General features: G+C 61.9%; 17 protein-coding genes and 1 pseudogene. 7 read left to right on the top strand and 11 right to left on the bottom strand.

From position 1 onward, the window contains the following. Nucleotides 1-194: 194 nt before the first annotated feature. Nucleotides 195-935: pseudogene (locus ACW4PC_RS20290) on the bottom strand (phospholipase D-like domain-containing protein); the annotation flags it as partial. A gap of 466 nt (nt 936-1,401) precedes the next feature. On the opposite strand from ACW4PC_RS20290, the gene ACW4PC_RS20285 reads away from it, so the two are divergent. Both ACW4PC_RS20285 and ACW4PC_RS20280 read left to right on the top strand, forming a co-directional pair. Next, nucleotides 1,402-1,896 (top strand): N-acetyltransferase family protein, encoded by a 495-nt coding sequence (locus ACW4PC_RS20285; protein WP_455874961.1) that lies wholly within the window; start codon nt 1,402-1,404, stop codon nt 1,894-1,896. 34 nt (nt 1,897-1,930) lie between these two features. Then, the gene (locus tag ACW4PC_RS20280) at nt 1,931-2,509 is read left to right on the top strand and encodes a type 1 glutamine amidotransferase family protein (RefSeq protein WP_183924932.1); all 579 of its coding nucleotides are present in this window, start codon (nt 1,931-1,933) and stop codon (nt 2,507-2,509) included. 3 nt (nt 2,510-2,512) lie between these two features. Here the strand turns inward: ACW4PC_RS20280 and ACW4PC_RS20275 are convergent, their stop codons facing one another. The 4 genes from ACW4PC_RS20275 to ACW4PC_RS20260 form a co-directional block, all read right to left on the bottom strand. Further along, the gene (locus tag ACW4PC_RS20275) at nt 2,513-2,845 is read right to left on the bottom strand and encodes a toxin-antitoxin system HicB family antitoxin (RefSeq protein ID WP_455874960.1); all 333 of its coding nucleotides are present in this window, start codon (nt 2,843-2,845) and stop codon (nt 2,513-2,515) included. A 76-nt stretch (nt 2,846-2,921) separates the two neighbouring features. Next, nucleotides 2,922-3,836 carry a c-type cytochrome gene (locus ACW4PC_RS20270; protein ID WP_455874959.1) on the bottom strand — a complete coding sequence of 305 codons (915 nt, stop codon included), beginning with the start codon at nt 3,834-3,836 and terminating at the stop codon, nt 2,922-2,924. A gap of 102 nt (nt 3,837-3,938) precedes the next feature. Beyond that, nucleotides 3,939-4,385 carry a c-type cytochrome gene (locus ACW4PC_RS20265; protein WP_455874958.1) on the bottom strand — a complete coding sequence of 149 codons (447 nt, stop codon included), beginning with the start codon at nt 4,383-4,385 and terminating at the stop codon, nt 3,939-3,941. Between the two features lie 313 nt (nt 4,386-4,698). Then, nucleotides 4,699-5,337 carry a LysE family translocator gene (locus ACW4PC_RS20260; RefSeq protein WP_455874957.1) on the bottom strand — a complete coding sequence of 213 codons (639 nt, stop codon included), beginning with the start codon at nt 5,335-5,337 and terminating at the stop codon, nt 4,699-4,701. 127 nt (nt 5,338-5,464) lie between these two features. Here ACW4PC_RS20260 and ACW4PC_RS20255 point away from each other — a divergent pair, with 127 nt between their 5' ends. Further along, nucleotides 5,465-6,166 (top strand): helix-turn-helix transcriptional regulator, encoded by a 702-nt coding sequence (locus ACW4PC_RS20255; RefSeq protein WP_455874956.1) that lies wholly within the window; start codon nt 5,465-5,467, stop codon nt 6,164-6,166. Between the two features lie 35 nt (nt 6,167-6,201). Here ACW4PC_RS20255 and ACW4PC_RS20250 read toward each other — a convergent pair whose 3' ends face one another. The 3 genes from ACW4PC_RS20250 to ACW4PC_RS20240 all read right to left on the bottom strand — a co-directional run bounded on the left by ACW4PC_RS20250 (nt 6,202) and on the right by ACW4PC_RS20240 (nt 8,326). Next, entirely contained in the window at nt 6,202-6,693 is a 492-nt protein-coding gene (locus ACW4PC_RS20250) for an anthrone oxygenase family protein (protein WP_455874955.1), read from the bottom strand. An 80-nt stretch (nt 6,694-6,773) separates the two neighbouring features. Beyond that, nucleotides 6,774-7,619: a metallophosphoesterase gene (locus tag ACW4PC_RS20245; RefSeq protein ID WP_455874954.1), complete on the bottom strand. Its 846-nt coding sequence runs from the start codon at nt 7,617-7,619 to the stop codon at nt 6,774-6,776. Nucleotides 7,620-7,723: 104 nt separating this feature from the next. Next, nucleotides 7,724-8,326, bottom strand: coding sequence for a superoxide dismutase (locus tag ACW4PC_RS20240; RefSeq protein WP_022714481.1), 603 nt, complete (start codon nt 8,324-8,326; stop codon nt 7,724-7,726). A 211-nt stretch (nt 8,327-8,537) separates the two neighbouring features. Between ACW4PC_RS20240 and ACW4PC_RS20235 the strand changes: the two genes are divergently transcribed. The 3 genes from ACW4PC_RS20235 to ACW4PC_RS20225 all read left to right on the top strand — a co-directional run bounded on the left by ACW4PC_RS20235 (nt 8,538) and on the right by ACW4PC_RS20225 (nt 11,085). Continuing rightward, the gene (locus ACW4PC_RS20235; protein ID WP_455874953.1) at nt 8,538-8,867 is read left to right on the top strand and encodes a hypothetical protein; all 330 of its coding nucleotides are present in this window, start codon (nt 8,538-8,540) and stop codon (nt 8,865-8,867) included. 116 nt (nt 8,868-8,983) lie between these two features. Then, nucleotides 8,984-10,285: a hypothetical protein gene (locus ACW4PC_RS20230; protein ID WP_455874952.1), complete on the top strand. Its 1,302-nt coding sequence runs from the start codon at nt 8,984-8,986 to the stop codon at nt 10,283-10,285. Next, nucleotides 10,282-11,085: a hypothetical protein gene (locus tag ACW4PC_RS20225; RefSeq protein WP_455874951.1), complete on the top strand. Its 804-nt coding sequence runs from the start codon at nt 10,282-10,284 to the stop codon at nt 11,083-11,085. Before ACW4PC_RS20230 ends, ACW4PC_RS20225 begins: the two co-directional genes overlap by 4 nt. A gap of 61 nt (nt 11,086-11,146) precedes the next feature. Here the strand turns inward: ACW4PC_RS20225 and ACW4PC_RS20220 are convergent, their stop codons facing one another. The 3 genes from ACW4PC_RS20220 to ACW4PC_RS20210 all read right to left on the bottom strand — a co-directional run bounded on the left by ACW4PC_RS20220 (nt 11,147) and on the right by ACW4PC_RS20210 (nt 12,124). Beyond that, entirely contained in the window at nt 11,147-11,467 is a 321-nt protein-coding gene (locus ACW4PC_RS20220) for a GCG_CRPN prefix-to-repeats domain-containing protein (protein ID WP_039844293.1), read from the bottom strand. 74 nt (nt 11,468-11,541) lie between these two features. Next, nucleotides 11,542-11,691, bottom strand: a complete 150-nt coding sequence (locus ACW4PC_RS20215; RefSeq protein WP_022714476.1) for a hypothetical protein — start codon at nt 11,689-11,691, stop codon at nt 11,542-11,544. A gap of 259 nt (nt 11,692-11,950) precedes the next feature. Next, complete coding sequence (locus ACW4PC_RS20210; protein WP_455874950.1) at nt 11,951-12,124, bottom strand: hypothetical protein; 174 nt, start codon at nt 12,122-12,124, stop codon at nt 11,951-11,953. Between the two features lie 290 nt (nt 12,125-12,414). Between ACW4PC_RS20210 and ACW4PC_RS20205 the strand changes: the two genes are divergently transcribed. Beyond that, nucleotides 12,415-13,146 carry a sulfite exporter TauE/SafE family protein gene (locus tag ACW4PC_RS20205; protein WP_455874949.1) on the top strand — a complete coding sequence of 244 codons (732 nt, stop codon included), beginning with the start codon at nt 12,415-12,417 and terminating at the stop codon, nt 13,144-13,146. The last annotated feature ends 46 nt before the right edge of the window (nt 13,147-13,192 follow it).

The following is a 13,192-nucleotide window of genomic DNA, read 5'->3' as shown; positions in this document are numbered from 1 at the left end:
TTCGGAATATTCTCCCAGTCCGCCGGAATCGGCGCCAGCCCCATCACGGCGTCGCGATAGGCCTTGCGCTTGGCATCGGATACGGCTCTCGTTTCTCCCTCAACTGCGCCCGGATCGCTTTCGAGCGTCTTCCAGTAAGCCACAAAGGCGGCCGCAACATCCGCATTGCGCACCCAATGGCCGACATTCGTCTGCCCGTGGATGCCGCCCGGCGACATGTTGGTCGATCCTGTCCAGACTTCCGCCGGCTTCTGCGCAGCACCTTTCAGCAGGACCAGGAACTTGTTGTGCTGGATGCTGTTCGGATTGTTTTCGCGCCAGCGGGCAATCGCCGTCGCCGGAAGCCCGGCGTCTTTGACCATAGCCTTGTTGTCCTCGCGCGGAAAGCTCGGATGGAACTTTCCCTTGCTGTCGGTGCGTTCGTTGTTCTTCGCGTCGAGGACGAGCTTTACCACGACGCCGCGATCGATGGCGGCCTTCAGGCGCTCGGCGACAGGCAAATAGCGGAATTCGTAGAAGCATCCGAGGAGCGTGTCGCCGGCCTGCGCCTGATCGATGAACCTGAAAAGCGCCTCGTCGAGGTCGCGGCTCAGCCATTGCAACGCTTCAAGACGCTTCTCCGCCGGCTGCAGATCGTCAGGCTTTTCGTTGCCGAAGCGGCGTTGATAGGCCTGGCTGCTGGCAACGCCGCGGTTGAAGAAGATATCGTGCTCAAGCTCCGTAAAGAGCGGCTCAGTCCTGACCACGATCTTCACCGGCGGCGCGCTGCGGTCGATGTTCTTCGGCTTGCCTTTCAGCGGATAGAAGAAATACTCGTATCGCCGGTCCGGCTTTGCCGTGAAGTCGTCCCAGACGAAACTCTGCACCGGGTGATCGTAGGTCGTGACGACCGTTTTTTCGTCCGGCTGCGGGATGACGCTTGCGAAGACCTTCATGCCATGGACGAAATAGCGCTGGCTTTCCGTGGGGTCGCAGCGCTCGACCGCGAAACCGAGCAGGCCTTTCGTATCGGCATTTTGGTAATCGACGGCAAACGAGACGGTGTTGACACCGGTGACCGCGAAAATGCGATATCCTTCAACTTCCTTGGAAACGAAACGCATGATGCCCCTCCGTAAAAGCGTTCGTCTGGAATTATGGGATTTTCTACATAAGGCTGCAGCGCCACACTACGCAACTTAACAGATAGTATCCACGGAAGATGACGCCCCATTGACAAATCGCGCGTTCTGGAGAATCTATCGCGCATGATCAACAACGCGCACATCACCAGCACGTATTTTTGGCTGTACCTGTAAAGGGCGGCCGGACAGATCATATTGTCAACAAGCCGCCGTCAGGCGGCTTTGTTGTAATCGGCAGCGTCCTGACGGCAGAATACCAAACAAGGACGCGAAAGCCATGATTGCAATCGAAGACAGCGAAATTTCATTGATCCGTCCCCCGGTGGTGACGATCCGCACGGCGAAACCGCGGGACCTGCCGGCACTCAACGAGATGATCGCCCTGCTTGCCGCCCATCACGGCGATGCGGCGATCGCCACGCCCGAGCAGTTGGAACGCGACCTTTTCGGCCCGGTTCCATGGATCACGGCGCTAGTCGCCGAAACCGGCGACGGGCTGATCGGTTACGCCATCCTGGTGCCGCTCTACAGGGCGCAGGAAGGCAAGCGTGGCATGGACCTGCACCACCTCTTCGTGCGCGACGGCCATCGCGGCCACGGCATCGGTCATCACCTCGTCAACCGCGCCCGCGAAACCGCGAGGAATGCCGGTTGCGATTACCTTTCAGTGAGTGCGGCGACCGGAAACATCCAGGCACACCGTTTCTATCAACATATGGACTTCACCCCTCGCCCGGTCACCGGCATGCGCTATATGCAGGCGCTGGCTTGAGCGCCTGCCGCTCCAACGGACGAGGGAGAGACAAATGACACGGCTTGCTGTGGTTCTGACGGAGGCTTTCGCGGACTGGGAGGTCGGGCAGCTGACGGCTTCCGCCCGCACCGAATTCGGCTTCGACGTGGTGACGGCGGCGCCCGGTGGCGCCGAGGTGCGGTCCATGGGCGGCCTGCGCGTGACGCCTGATACGGCGGCCGAAGCACTGCGGGCGGAGGCGTTCGACGGTCTGGTGCTTTGCGGCGGCATGATCTGGGAGACTGAGAAGGCGCCGGATCTAAAGCCCGTCATCGACGATTTCATGGCCCGCGGCAAACTGGTTGCGGGGATCTGCGGCGCAACGCTGGCGCTTGCCAAGGCGGGCGCGCTGAACAATGCGGCGCATACCAGCAATGCCTTGCGTTTCATCGCCGACCTGCCCGGTTATTCCGGGCATGCGCATTACAAGGACGCGCCGGCGGCGGTGCGCGACGGGATGCTGGTCACCGCCCCCGGTTCCGCCCCGACCACCTTTGCCGCCGAAATCTACCGGGCGCTCGACTTCCGCAATGAGGATCTCGACCAGTATCTTTTGATGTTTGGCGCGGAGCACCAGCCGAAGGCTGCGTGAGGCTCAGGCGGCCAACTTTCCGGCCGCTCTCGACAGTATCACTTCCGCCCATTGGTCGAGGCTCTCGACGCGGAACATCGTTTTGCCGGAATATGACTTATGCGGTTTCTTGCCCGGCTTACGGCAGGTTTCGATATAGTCGTCGGCGGCCGGCGTGCGTCCTTGATCTGACCGCGCTTCGCCTCCTTCGCCAGATGCGGTCGATGGAAGAATGACAACTGACCGTCTTTCTCGAAGGGACGCGCGCGAACCGTTGCCTTCGATGACCACGCATCCGACTGCGACAGGTAGGCTCTCGGCATCGGCCAAGGCGATCGTGGCCAGGGACCAGGTCACGAAAGACCGCTTCCACGGTCTTGCGCTGGCGATCGTTCATGCTGGCATGACGAGATGCTATCACGTTTTGCAAGCATCATCGGCTCGGCACCGCCTTCAAATACGCGGCGATCGCTTCGAGATCGCCTTTCGGCAGATGCGCGAGACTCCGCTGGACCTCGGCCATCGAGCCGCCGGCGGTGTCGAAGTCCGGGGTGAAGCCGGTTTCGAGGTAGTTGGTGATATCGGCCTCGCTCCAGGAACTGATGTCCTTGGAGCCCGGGGTGATGTTCGGGATACGGCCACGACCTTCCGGATTCGGAGCGCCTGCGAGCCACATATTGGGCTCGAAGCCGCCGAGCGCGTCACGCGGCGTATGGCACTCGCCGCAATGGCCGGGGCCCTCGACGAGATACCGGCCGCGCTTCAGCTTGTCGTCGGCGTTGGCGAGCACGATACGGGGCGCGTCGTTGAAATAGAGGAGCTTCCAGCCGCCAAGTGCGAGCCGGATATCATAGGGGAACGGCAGTTGGTGCGGCGGCGCGACATTGCCGCTCTTGGGCAACGTCTTGATGTAGCCGAAAAGATCGTTGACGTCCTTGTCGCTCATGCGCGCATAGGAGCCATAGGGGAAGGACGGATAGAGGTGCTGGCCGGCGGGGGTGATGCCGCGCTTCATGGCATTGCCGAATTCGGCGAGCGTCCAGGAGCCGATGCCCGCCTTCTCGTCCGGCGAGATATTCGGAACATGGAAAATGCCGAAGGGGCTCTTCAGCGCAAGACCGCCGGATAGGGTGAGCTTGGCATCGCCTTCGGAACCGGGAGCGGCATGACAGCCGACGCAGCCGCCCGCCCAGAACACCGTTTCGCCGTTCTTGACATCCGGCGTGCCGAGGTTGGCCCAATGGCTTTCCGGCAGCGGGTTCGGCGCGGTGACAAGATAAAAGGCCGCACCGCCGAGGGCGACAATGCCGACAAGACAAAGCACAAACCGGATGAACCTGCGGACCATGCCGCTCCCCTTTTCAGCGACTGCAACGCTCTAGGATAAACCGGTCCACACCTACGGCAAGGCAGGCGCGGACCGATGGATTCGGATGGGGACGGCTAGCGCTTAATCCGTCTTTATGCGGTAATTCTCATGACAGCCGCCGCAATTGGTACCGAGCGTTTTCAACGCACCGCCGACACCGGCAGCGTCGGCCGGAAGCTGCGCGAGGATCTTCTCGGCGTCGCTACTCAGCTTTGCGGCGCGCGCCTTGAAGTCATCCATGTTTTCCCAGATCTTCGGGCTCGCCGCCTTGTCGCCGGTTTCCGTGCCCGGCTTGAACTGGTCGGGGAAGACCTTGGCGGTTTCAGAGATCGTCGTCAGCGCTGCCTTCACCACCTCGGCATCATAGGGCTTTTCGCCCTTGGCGATTGCCGTCATGGCGCCAGCCGAGCCGCCGACCTTCTTCATCAGCGCTTCGCGCGCTTCATGCGTGCCCTCCTGCTGGGCGAAGACCGCCGTCACCCCCATGCCGGCAACGAGCACAGCCGCCGCAATTGTTTTGAAATTCATATGTCCACTCCTCTCGATACCGAGGCCTCTCCGAGCCCGGCGCCTGATATTCGCGGCCGCATGATGGCAAAATTATACGGGGCGCGAAGTAACAAGTGGGTGATATGGCAAGGAATTCAAAATGGTAATGAACCCGCAATCCTCATCCCGGTGCCTGTCGCAGGGTTCCAGCAGCACCATGTCCATGGCGCGGGAAACTCATTTTAAGAAGGAGAGGTCATTCACGGCGCGTCCGCGCCGTGGCTGGACTTCCGTGACAGGCACAGGAATGAGATGCGATCGGTCAAGTCTCGCTACCTATCTGCTCCTCGCACTAGGCCACCGCCTTCCAGCCATGCCAGGCAGTCAGTAGCGAGACGGCGATCAACAGTGCTCCGGCGGCGCGGCCGACGATGATGGTAGCGCCGGGATTGGAGATCAGCAGCGTTCGACTTCGCGCAGCGGTGAGCGCCACTGCGCCGTAGATCGCGAATTGGGTCGCAAGCGTCATGGCGCCCATGATAAGGCCCTGCAGCCAGATCGGCCCGTAGACGGGTTTGAGGAACTGCGGATAGACAGCGAGCATGAAGAGGTAGGCCTTCGGATTGATGAGGCAGGTGATCGCGCCCTGCCGGAAGGCGCGCCAGCCGGAGCGCAGGCTCCCCTCGCCGACCGTATCCACGGTGATCGAGCTGCGGATCAGCGTGAAGCCGATCCAGATCATGTAGGCAGCGCCCAGGAAAAGCAGCGGGTTGAAGAGCGAGGGAAGCAGGCTCGCGAGGATGCCAACGCCGATTGCGCCGTAGAGCGAATGCACCGCGCCGCCCGCCATGATGCCTGCCGTTGCCGCCATGCCGCGGCTCCTGCCACCGGTCAGGGAATTGGCGAGCACGAAGAGCATGTCCATGCCCGGCACGATGATGATGCCGAAGAGAAGGGTGAAGTAGAGCCAGAGGTTTTCCGTGTAAGTCATGTCAGGTGTCTGCCTTCGAGCCGGCGGCCATTTTGGCGGACCGCCTTGGATTTCAATTCGATAGGCAGTGCTATACCAAAGCCCAACTGACAGTGTATTGTCAGGAGCCTTGGAGGAAACCGGCAAAATGCGCAAGGCATCACGCCTTTTCGAGATCATCCAGATCCTGCGGTTGGCAAAGAAACCGGTGACGGCGCAGGCGATGGCGGACGCTCTGGAAGTGACGGTGCGCTCCATCTATCGCGATATCGCCGCACTGCAGGGGATGCACGTGCCGATCGAGGGCGGGCGCGGCATCGGCTATATCATGCGCCCCGGTTTCGACCTGCCGCCGCTGATGTTTTCTATCGAGGAATTGGAGGCGGTCGTGTTGTCGCTCGCGCTTTTGGAGCGTACCGGCGACGCGGAGCTGAAGCAGGCGGCAAAGCGGGTGAATCAGAAGATCGCAGGCGCGGTGCCGGTACCGCTGCGACAGGCGATGGAGAACAAGGCGCTCTTTGCCTGGGGCACCGTCGCGCAGCCGCCTGCGGGCTTTGATCTCGGCATGGTGCGCCGGGCGATCCGCGACGAGCAGAAGCTGGCGCTTAACTACCGCGACGAACTGGGACGTGCCACCGAGCGCACCATCCGCCCGATCGCGCTGATCTACTATTCACACTACGCCAATATCGTCGGCTGGTGCGAACTGCGCCAGGCCATCCGCAATTTCCGCAGCGACCGCGTCGAGCATTGCGAAGCGGCCGGCGCCTTCTTCCGGGGCGAAGGCGACGGGTTGCGCGAAGAATGGATGAACGGCTGGGCGGAAAGACCGCTTGCCGTCTCATCCTAACGCTGAAACACGGCTGGGCTCTGCCGGGCGATGTGTCAGGCGGCGACGGCGGCGACGAGCAGGATCAGGCTGACCAGGCCGAAGGCGGCGCGCAGAAGGTGGGAGCGCTCCCAGCGGTCGCGCAGGACGGTCCAGTCCGGCGCTTCGGCGTCCCCATGGGACCTGAAGCTGAAAAAGCGTTTCCCAGCTCCTTCCGGCTGATTTTCCTTAAGCCAGAAATTGTTTACCGGATGCGTCACCATCCAATAGATCACGTGCATGGCGAGCAGCGCCACGAAAGCGCCGGCGGTCAGCCAGTAGGTGCCGCTGAAAGGCGGCATCATCACGATCAGCGCCAAGATCATGATCAGGCCGAGCGGCTCGGCGACGCCGCCGAAGGTAAAGCCGGGATAATAGATGGGCTGCACGGCAAGGTACTGCTCCTTCGACAGCCGCATCTTGCCCGGAAGCTCGAGCGCATGGGCAAGGGCCAGTGCCATCGCGACGGCGACGACGAGAACAGTCAGTATTTCAAGAGCCTGGAACATCGGTATGGCCTCCTGAAGGGTCTCATGCCTAACTTTTCAGGAGCAGCATCGGTTCCATCCGGGGGATAACCATGGCGGCTCTACAGCGCCAGCGTGCGGCTTTCCTCGCGGCCGAAACCGCGGATTTCGAGGCGGCCGTCGAAGACCTCGACGATGGCGAAGGTGTTTTCCGTTTCGGTGTCGACCATGCCCTTGAAATTGACGAAGTGGCAGCCGCCGGTCTTGCCGTAGTTCCCGACGTGGTTGTGACCGCAAAAATAGGCAACGGCGTTGTCATGGCCGGAAATGAGATCGATGATGCGTTCCCGGTCCCACATGTCGTGCTCGTTCGGCGGATAGACGGGATAGTGGTTCATCACGATCACACGCTCGCGTGCGGCTTCTGCCGCATCCAGTTGGGCCGCAAGCCATGCGAACTGCTCATCGCTCAGTGATGCATTCCAGCGATGGGCGTTGATCGCGCCAGTTGCCGCCAGCGCCGCCAGACGCTCGGTTGCGAGTTCGCGGTACGGATGCCCTTCCGGCGGCGCGGACGTGCTGACTTCGTTGCCGTTCAAAACGACGAAACGCCAGCCACGGCACGAGAAGGCGTAATAGGGCGACGGCAGACCGACGCGCGCGGAAACAGAGGCAAGATGCTCCGCCGGGACCGCGAAATCGTGATTGCCGAGCAGGAAGAGGTTCTCGTGGCGGAGCTTTTCGTAGACCGGCAGGATATCGTCGAAGCTCTCCCAAATCCCGTCGATGAGATCGCCGAGCGTCATCACGAAGCTCAGCTCCTCGCCGTTGAAAACCTCGATCGCTTCGGCGAGCTTCGCGAGGCTGTTGGCATAATAGCGGTCCATCGCGGCATTCGGCGCGATCGCTGCATATTGCGGGTCGGCAATGATGCCGAAGCGGAAAAGGAGAGTGTCCGAGGAAGGCATGGCGGTTGCTTTAGGAGCGTCGGATGACAGGGCTGTAGGGAGCGGAAACGAAAACACCCGGCGTTTCAAGGCGCCGGGTGCTGGATTTCAACGCGATAGACCGCTTACTTAGTGGCGGCTTCGTAGCGCTCCAGAACGTAGTCCCAGTTGATCAGGCTGTCGATGAAGGCTTCCAGGTACTTCGGGCGGGCGTTGCGGTAGTCGATGTAGTAGGAATGTTCCCAGACATCGACGCCGAGGATCGGGGTGGCGCCGTGCACGAGCGGGTTTTCACCGTTCGGGGTCTTGGAGATTTCGAGCTTGCCGTTCTTGACGGAAACCCAGGCCCAGCCCGAGCCGAACTGCGTGGCGCCGGCATTGGCGAAATCGGCCTTGAACTTGTCATAGCCGCCTAGGTCGGAGTTGAACGCCGCTTCCAGCTTGCCCGGCAGCTTGTTGCCACCGCCGCCCTTCTTCATCCACTTCCAGAAATGGACGTGGTTGTAGTGCTGGGCCGCGTTGTTGAAGAGGCCGGCATTGGTGCCGAAGGACTTCTTCACGACCTCTTCGAGCGAGAGATCGGCCAGGCCTGCTTCAGCCGCCAGCTTGTTGCCGTTGTCGACGTAAGCCTTGTGGTGCTTGTCGTGGTGGAACTCCAGCGTCTCCTTCGACATGAAAGGTGCGAGAGCTTCGTAGTCGTACGGGAGTGCGGGCAATTCGAAAGCCATTGTAGATCTCCTCTTGGCAAAAGATTGCGGGATCGGCAGGTGAGGCGGAACATAGGAGCGGAAACGTAGGGAGGCAACGGTGGAAACATCAAAAATCGGCCGCCTGCGAGGAAAATTTGCCTCGCCGGCAGGCATGGCTTCGTTGACAAAAATCGCCCATCATCGGCATATAACCGCGCTTGCGGCAGACACCACGCCCAGGAAAACCACGATGCAGAGGAATAATATCCGCCTTTCCGCAACGATCCTCCTTTTTATGACGGCAGGTAGTGCACTCGCATCCTCCGACGAGGCATGGAAGGAATTTGCCGCGGATGTGGAGGCCAAGTGCAGGCAAGCGGCGGCCGCATCCATCGCGGATGCAAGGGCGGTCGTCGATCCGATCGGCAGCGCGCATTATGGGCTGGCGCTGGTCACCGGCAGGCCGAAAGGCGCCAACGGCTTCGTCACCCATATCTGTGTCTATGACAAGCAATCGAAAGGCGCGGAAATCGGCAGTGAACTGGACACGCAGACGCTCAACCTGCTGCCGGAAGAGTAAGGTGCGGGCCTGCCCGGGCATACCTCCTGCGGCGTAAGCGATCCGCTGCTTTTGCGGGCCTTGTTTTCGCCGGGATTTTAATGGTTTCTTAAGAGGATACCACCGGGAGGAAACCCATGGCGCTCGGCGCATCCCATCGCCTGCAGGACGGCATCGACGCCGTCGAAACAATGACGCGTTTCGCGCTCGCCGTTCTGGCGCTCGCGTCGGGCGTCTACACCTATCTCGGCGTGCGCAGCATCCTCGACGGTTCGGCAACGGCCGTGTTCTTCGCCGCCCTCATCTATTCCAGCGCGGTCTCGGTGGCGATCTATGCCTTCTGGACCTATATGGCGCGCTTCTATCCGCATGTGACGGGTGCGGCAGGACGCGGCGCGATGCTCGCCGTCATGGCGCTCGGTTGCGCGATGATCATCGCCATGTCGAGCTGGCTGAATGCGGCTGCCCTTGCAGGATCGGCCGCACTCGAACAGCATCTTGCCGAGACGCTGGAGGATTACACCGCCGACCTCGACAAGGCGCATCAGAACGCACTTGCGGCCCAGAGCCTGCTGCCGGACATCCAGCGCACGCAGGAGCGCTTCGAGCGGCTGGCCGACCAGGAGCGGGAAACCGGCGCGCTGACGGGCACGACCGGCGCAGGCAGCGTCGTGCAACTTCTCTCACAGATGGCCTCGCAGCTGACGGAGCTCGAAAACGGCATCAATGCCTCGCGCGAACGGGTCACCTCGCTCTTCGAGGTGGGCCGCAAGCACCTGGAAACGATGCGTACGCTGGTTTCGGCCCCCGGCGCGATCGATCCGCGCGCCGACCAATTCGCCGCCGAAGTCGTCGGGCTTTCCGGCGTCATTACCTCGCTGGAGCAGACCTCCATCGCCCCTTCGGTGAAGCGTGCGGCCGAAGACCTTTCGCTCGGCTTCATCGCCCCCGTCGCCGACGGCCGCGAGGCCGATCTCGCCAACCGGCAGGATCAGGTCATGGAGACGATCCGCTCCTCGGTTGCGGCGCAATCGAAGGTACTGTCGCAGGCAGCCGACCAGATCCTTTCGCGCGAACCGGTCGCCGAGCGGCGGTTCGTGCCCCTCTCCTCTGCCGAAGCGGTGTTGCGCTATGCTTCCGACTTCATCCCGAGCTGGGCCGGCGCAATCTCGATCGATATCCTGCCGGCGGTGCTGGTCTTCATGCTGTCGATCGTCCACTCGACGCTGCGGCGCCAGGAACAGCGCCTGCCGTTTGCCGAGCGGATCACCGCAGCAGAGCTTCTGCAGGCGCTGGAGGTGCAGCGGGCCGTCCAGCAGCGCGGCGTCGATCTCGAAGCCGCGCTCGCTCAAGCAGAGAAAACGGAAACGCCGGACCAATCGAACATTGCGAGCTTCGATCTTTCTGGCAAGGGACCGAGGAAGGGACCGCCCGTATGAGGCTGGCAACGGCAGGGCAGCGGCTGAAGGATTACGTGCTTTCCACAGAGGACGGCACGCTGATACGACACGCCTTCCACGCCCTGCTTGCCGCTACGATCGTGCTTGCGGTCATCGACTGGCGCGAGATCAGCGCCGCCAACGCCGAGCTGCCGGGCTTCGATCCGGCACAGCCGGAGACCATGCCGGTGCTGCCGCCGGCGCTGACGGAGGGTGGACCGCAGGCGCCACCTTCCGAGATCACGACCAGCATCGAGCTGCTCAAGCAGCCGATCCGTTTCGAGCTACAGCCGGGCGGTGTGCTCCTGGCGCAGGGGGCAATCGAGCTCGGCGCTGCCGCCCGCTTCCAACAGGAGATTGCGGCGCGCGGCGAATATGTAAAGACTGTTTCTTTGGATTCGCCGGGCGGCGCCGTCGGCGATGCGCTGGCGATTTCGGAGCTCATTCGCGAACGGAAGATCGGTACCAGGGTGGCAAGCGGCGCGCTCTGCGCCTCCTCCTGCCCGATCATCATGGCCGGCGGCGTGACCCGCGAGGCCGAGGACGGCGCCGTCATCGGCGTGCATCAGGTCTTCAACGGCTCGAAGGAGAAGCTTTCGCCGGAGCGCGCCATGTCGGAGGCGCAGCGCACGACCGCCGGCGTCACCCGCCATCTCGGCGACATGGGCATCAAGCCCGGCCTCTGGCTGCATGCGATGGAGACGCCACCCGACCGGCTCTACTATCTGACGCCGGAGGAAATCAAGAAATTCGCGCTAGCGACGACGCCGGAGAAGGTGGCAACCCGGAAAGCAAAATAAAGCCGGGGCGACATTTCGTCCCGGCTTCGTCAATCTCAGCGTTTACCGATCGCTGCGCCGCTCAAAAACTGCTGCGTTCGTAACGGTCATAACGGTCGTAGCGGCCCCAGTCGCGGTCGCGTCGATGGCGCGGGCGCTCCCAGCCCCAGCCCCAACGTGGCGACGGGCGATGCCAGTAGCGCGGCGGCGGCGGACGGTGGAAGCGCGGGCGGCATTCGCCCCAGCGGTTCAGGCGCCATCCAGGCCCGCAGGCATAATCGACTTTCGTGATCGCAGACGGGGCGGCGGTATCGGCACGCGCCGGCGCCATCGGCATCGCTTCGGCGGAAACTGCCGAAAGGCCTCCGATAACGAGCGCTGCTGCCAGCGAGATAATCTTCATTGCGAGTCTCCATAAATCCAGCCGAAGCGAGATTTAGCCGTGCGGTCCTGAACCGATAATGAACTGCCCGTTCATCAGCGCTCTGGCGCGGGCAGAACGCGCGAGGTCTTCGCCGGATGGATTTCCGGCCATTTCGAATTGTTCGGCGCCGGCTGACTGCCGATCGCCGATATCGATACGACGATCGCGGTTACGGCCGAGAAAAGCACGAGTGCATGGGTCATAGCTTCCGATCCTCAATGGTTGGTTCCCAGCCACCGGGCCGCAAACTGATGCGGGAGGATGAACGAAAGCCTAAGCGATATGGTTAAGCGCAAAATATTGTAGCAAATTGCCACAACGTCGAATCCGTGCGCCAAGGCAACTCATCTCGCGGCGTAAAAGAGAGCCTCTTCCTTCTATTTTCTGCAACAATTGCTGTTTTGATCTCGAACCCTCGGGGATGAACCCGCAATCAACGCGACTGGGTCATCACGTCGTCGGTTAACCGCAGCCAATGCTGGCCGCCGTCGATGCCAAATGCTTTTGCGACTGCGGCAGAGACCTCAAGCGATGCCGCGGCAGCGTCGGCGCATCCTGCCGGCCGGCGAGCTTCTTTTTGGCTTCGAGAATGAAGCAGTCGCGCTTGTAAAGATCGATGCGCTTACTGAAGACCAAACCCTCTTGGCCGGTTTCGCGGGATGACCCTTTCGAAGACGTAGCCGTTGCTTTCGGTGGCCGTGGTGGCGGGATCGCCATGCGGCAGGCCCAGACCGTAAAGATCCGTCAGGAAGAGCGGTCTTTGATGAACGCTTCGACCGCTTCAGCCACGCACGATTCTTCCATTGCTCCAAAGGCGTTATCGCGCGAAACTTGGTGCCTGAAGCAAGCGATTGCCGGACATTGCGAACGGAACCTTTCTCGCCTTTTGCGTGTTCCCTTGCGAAGCCGCCAGTTCGGGGAGTTCAATGACGCTTGATTTCTTCTTTTTCGTGCTGGTCGGTTTCTGCGCGCAAATCGTCGATGGCGCGCTCGGCATGGCGTTCGGGGTGCTTTCGACGACGAGCCTGCTGGCGCTTGGCGTGCCGGTTGCCAATGCCAGCGCGATGACACATGTGGCGGAGATCTTCACGACCGCAGCATCAGGCGCATCGCATGTCTATCACCGCAATGTCGACTGGAAACTCGTGGCGCGTCTGGCGCCTGCAGGGATGATCGGCGGGGCGGTCGGAGCCTATATCCTCGCCAATGTCGAAGGCAAGGCGATCGAGCCCTTCGTTTCGGCCTATCTGATCGCCATTGGCCTCGTCATCCTCTTCAAGGCATTCCAGCCGCACTGGCCGCGCGACGTCAAGGACTGGATCGTGCCGCCGGCCGGACTATGCGGCGGCGTGCTCGATGCGATCGGCGGCGGCGGTTGGGGGCCGATCGTCACCAGTACGCTGGTCAGTCGCGGGCACGATCCGAAGAAGGTAATCGGCTCTACCAGCCTTACGGAATTCGCGGTGACGCTCACCATCTCGGTTACCTTCGTTCTGACGCTCGGCTGGTCGGAACTGCGTTCGGCTGTCGGCCTCATCGTTGGCGGCGTGATCGCCGCGCCGCTCGGCGCGATGCTCGTCAAGCGCCTGCCGGTGATGCCCTTGATGATCGCCGTCTCGCTCGTCATCATCTCGACGTCGGCGATCCGGTTTTTCTAAGGACGAATGGCGCATGATCAACTACACGCCGGTCGGCACTTCCGAT

The organism is Rhizobium yanglingense (assembly GCF_977109285.1).
This window is presented reverse-complemented; position numbering and strand designations above follow the sequence as displayed.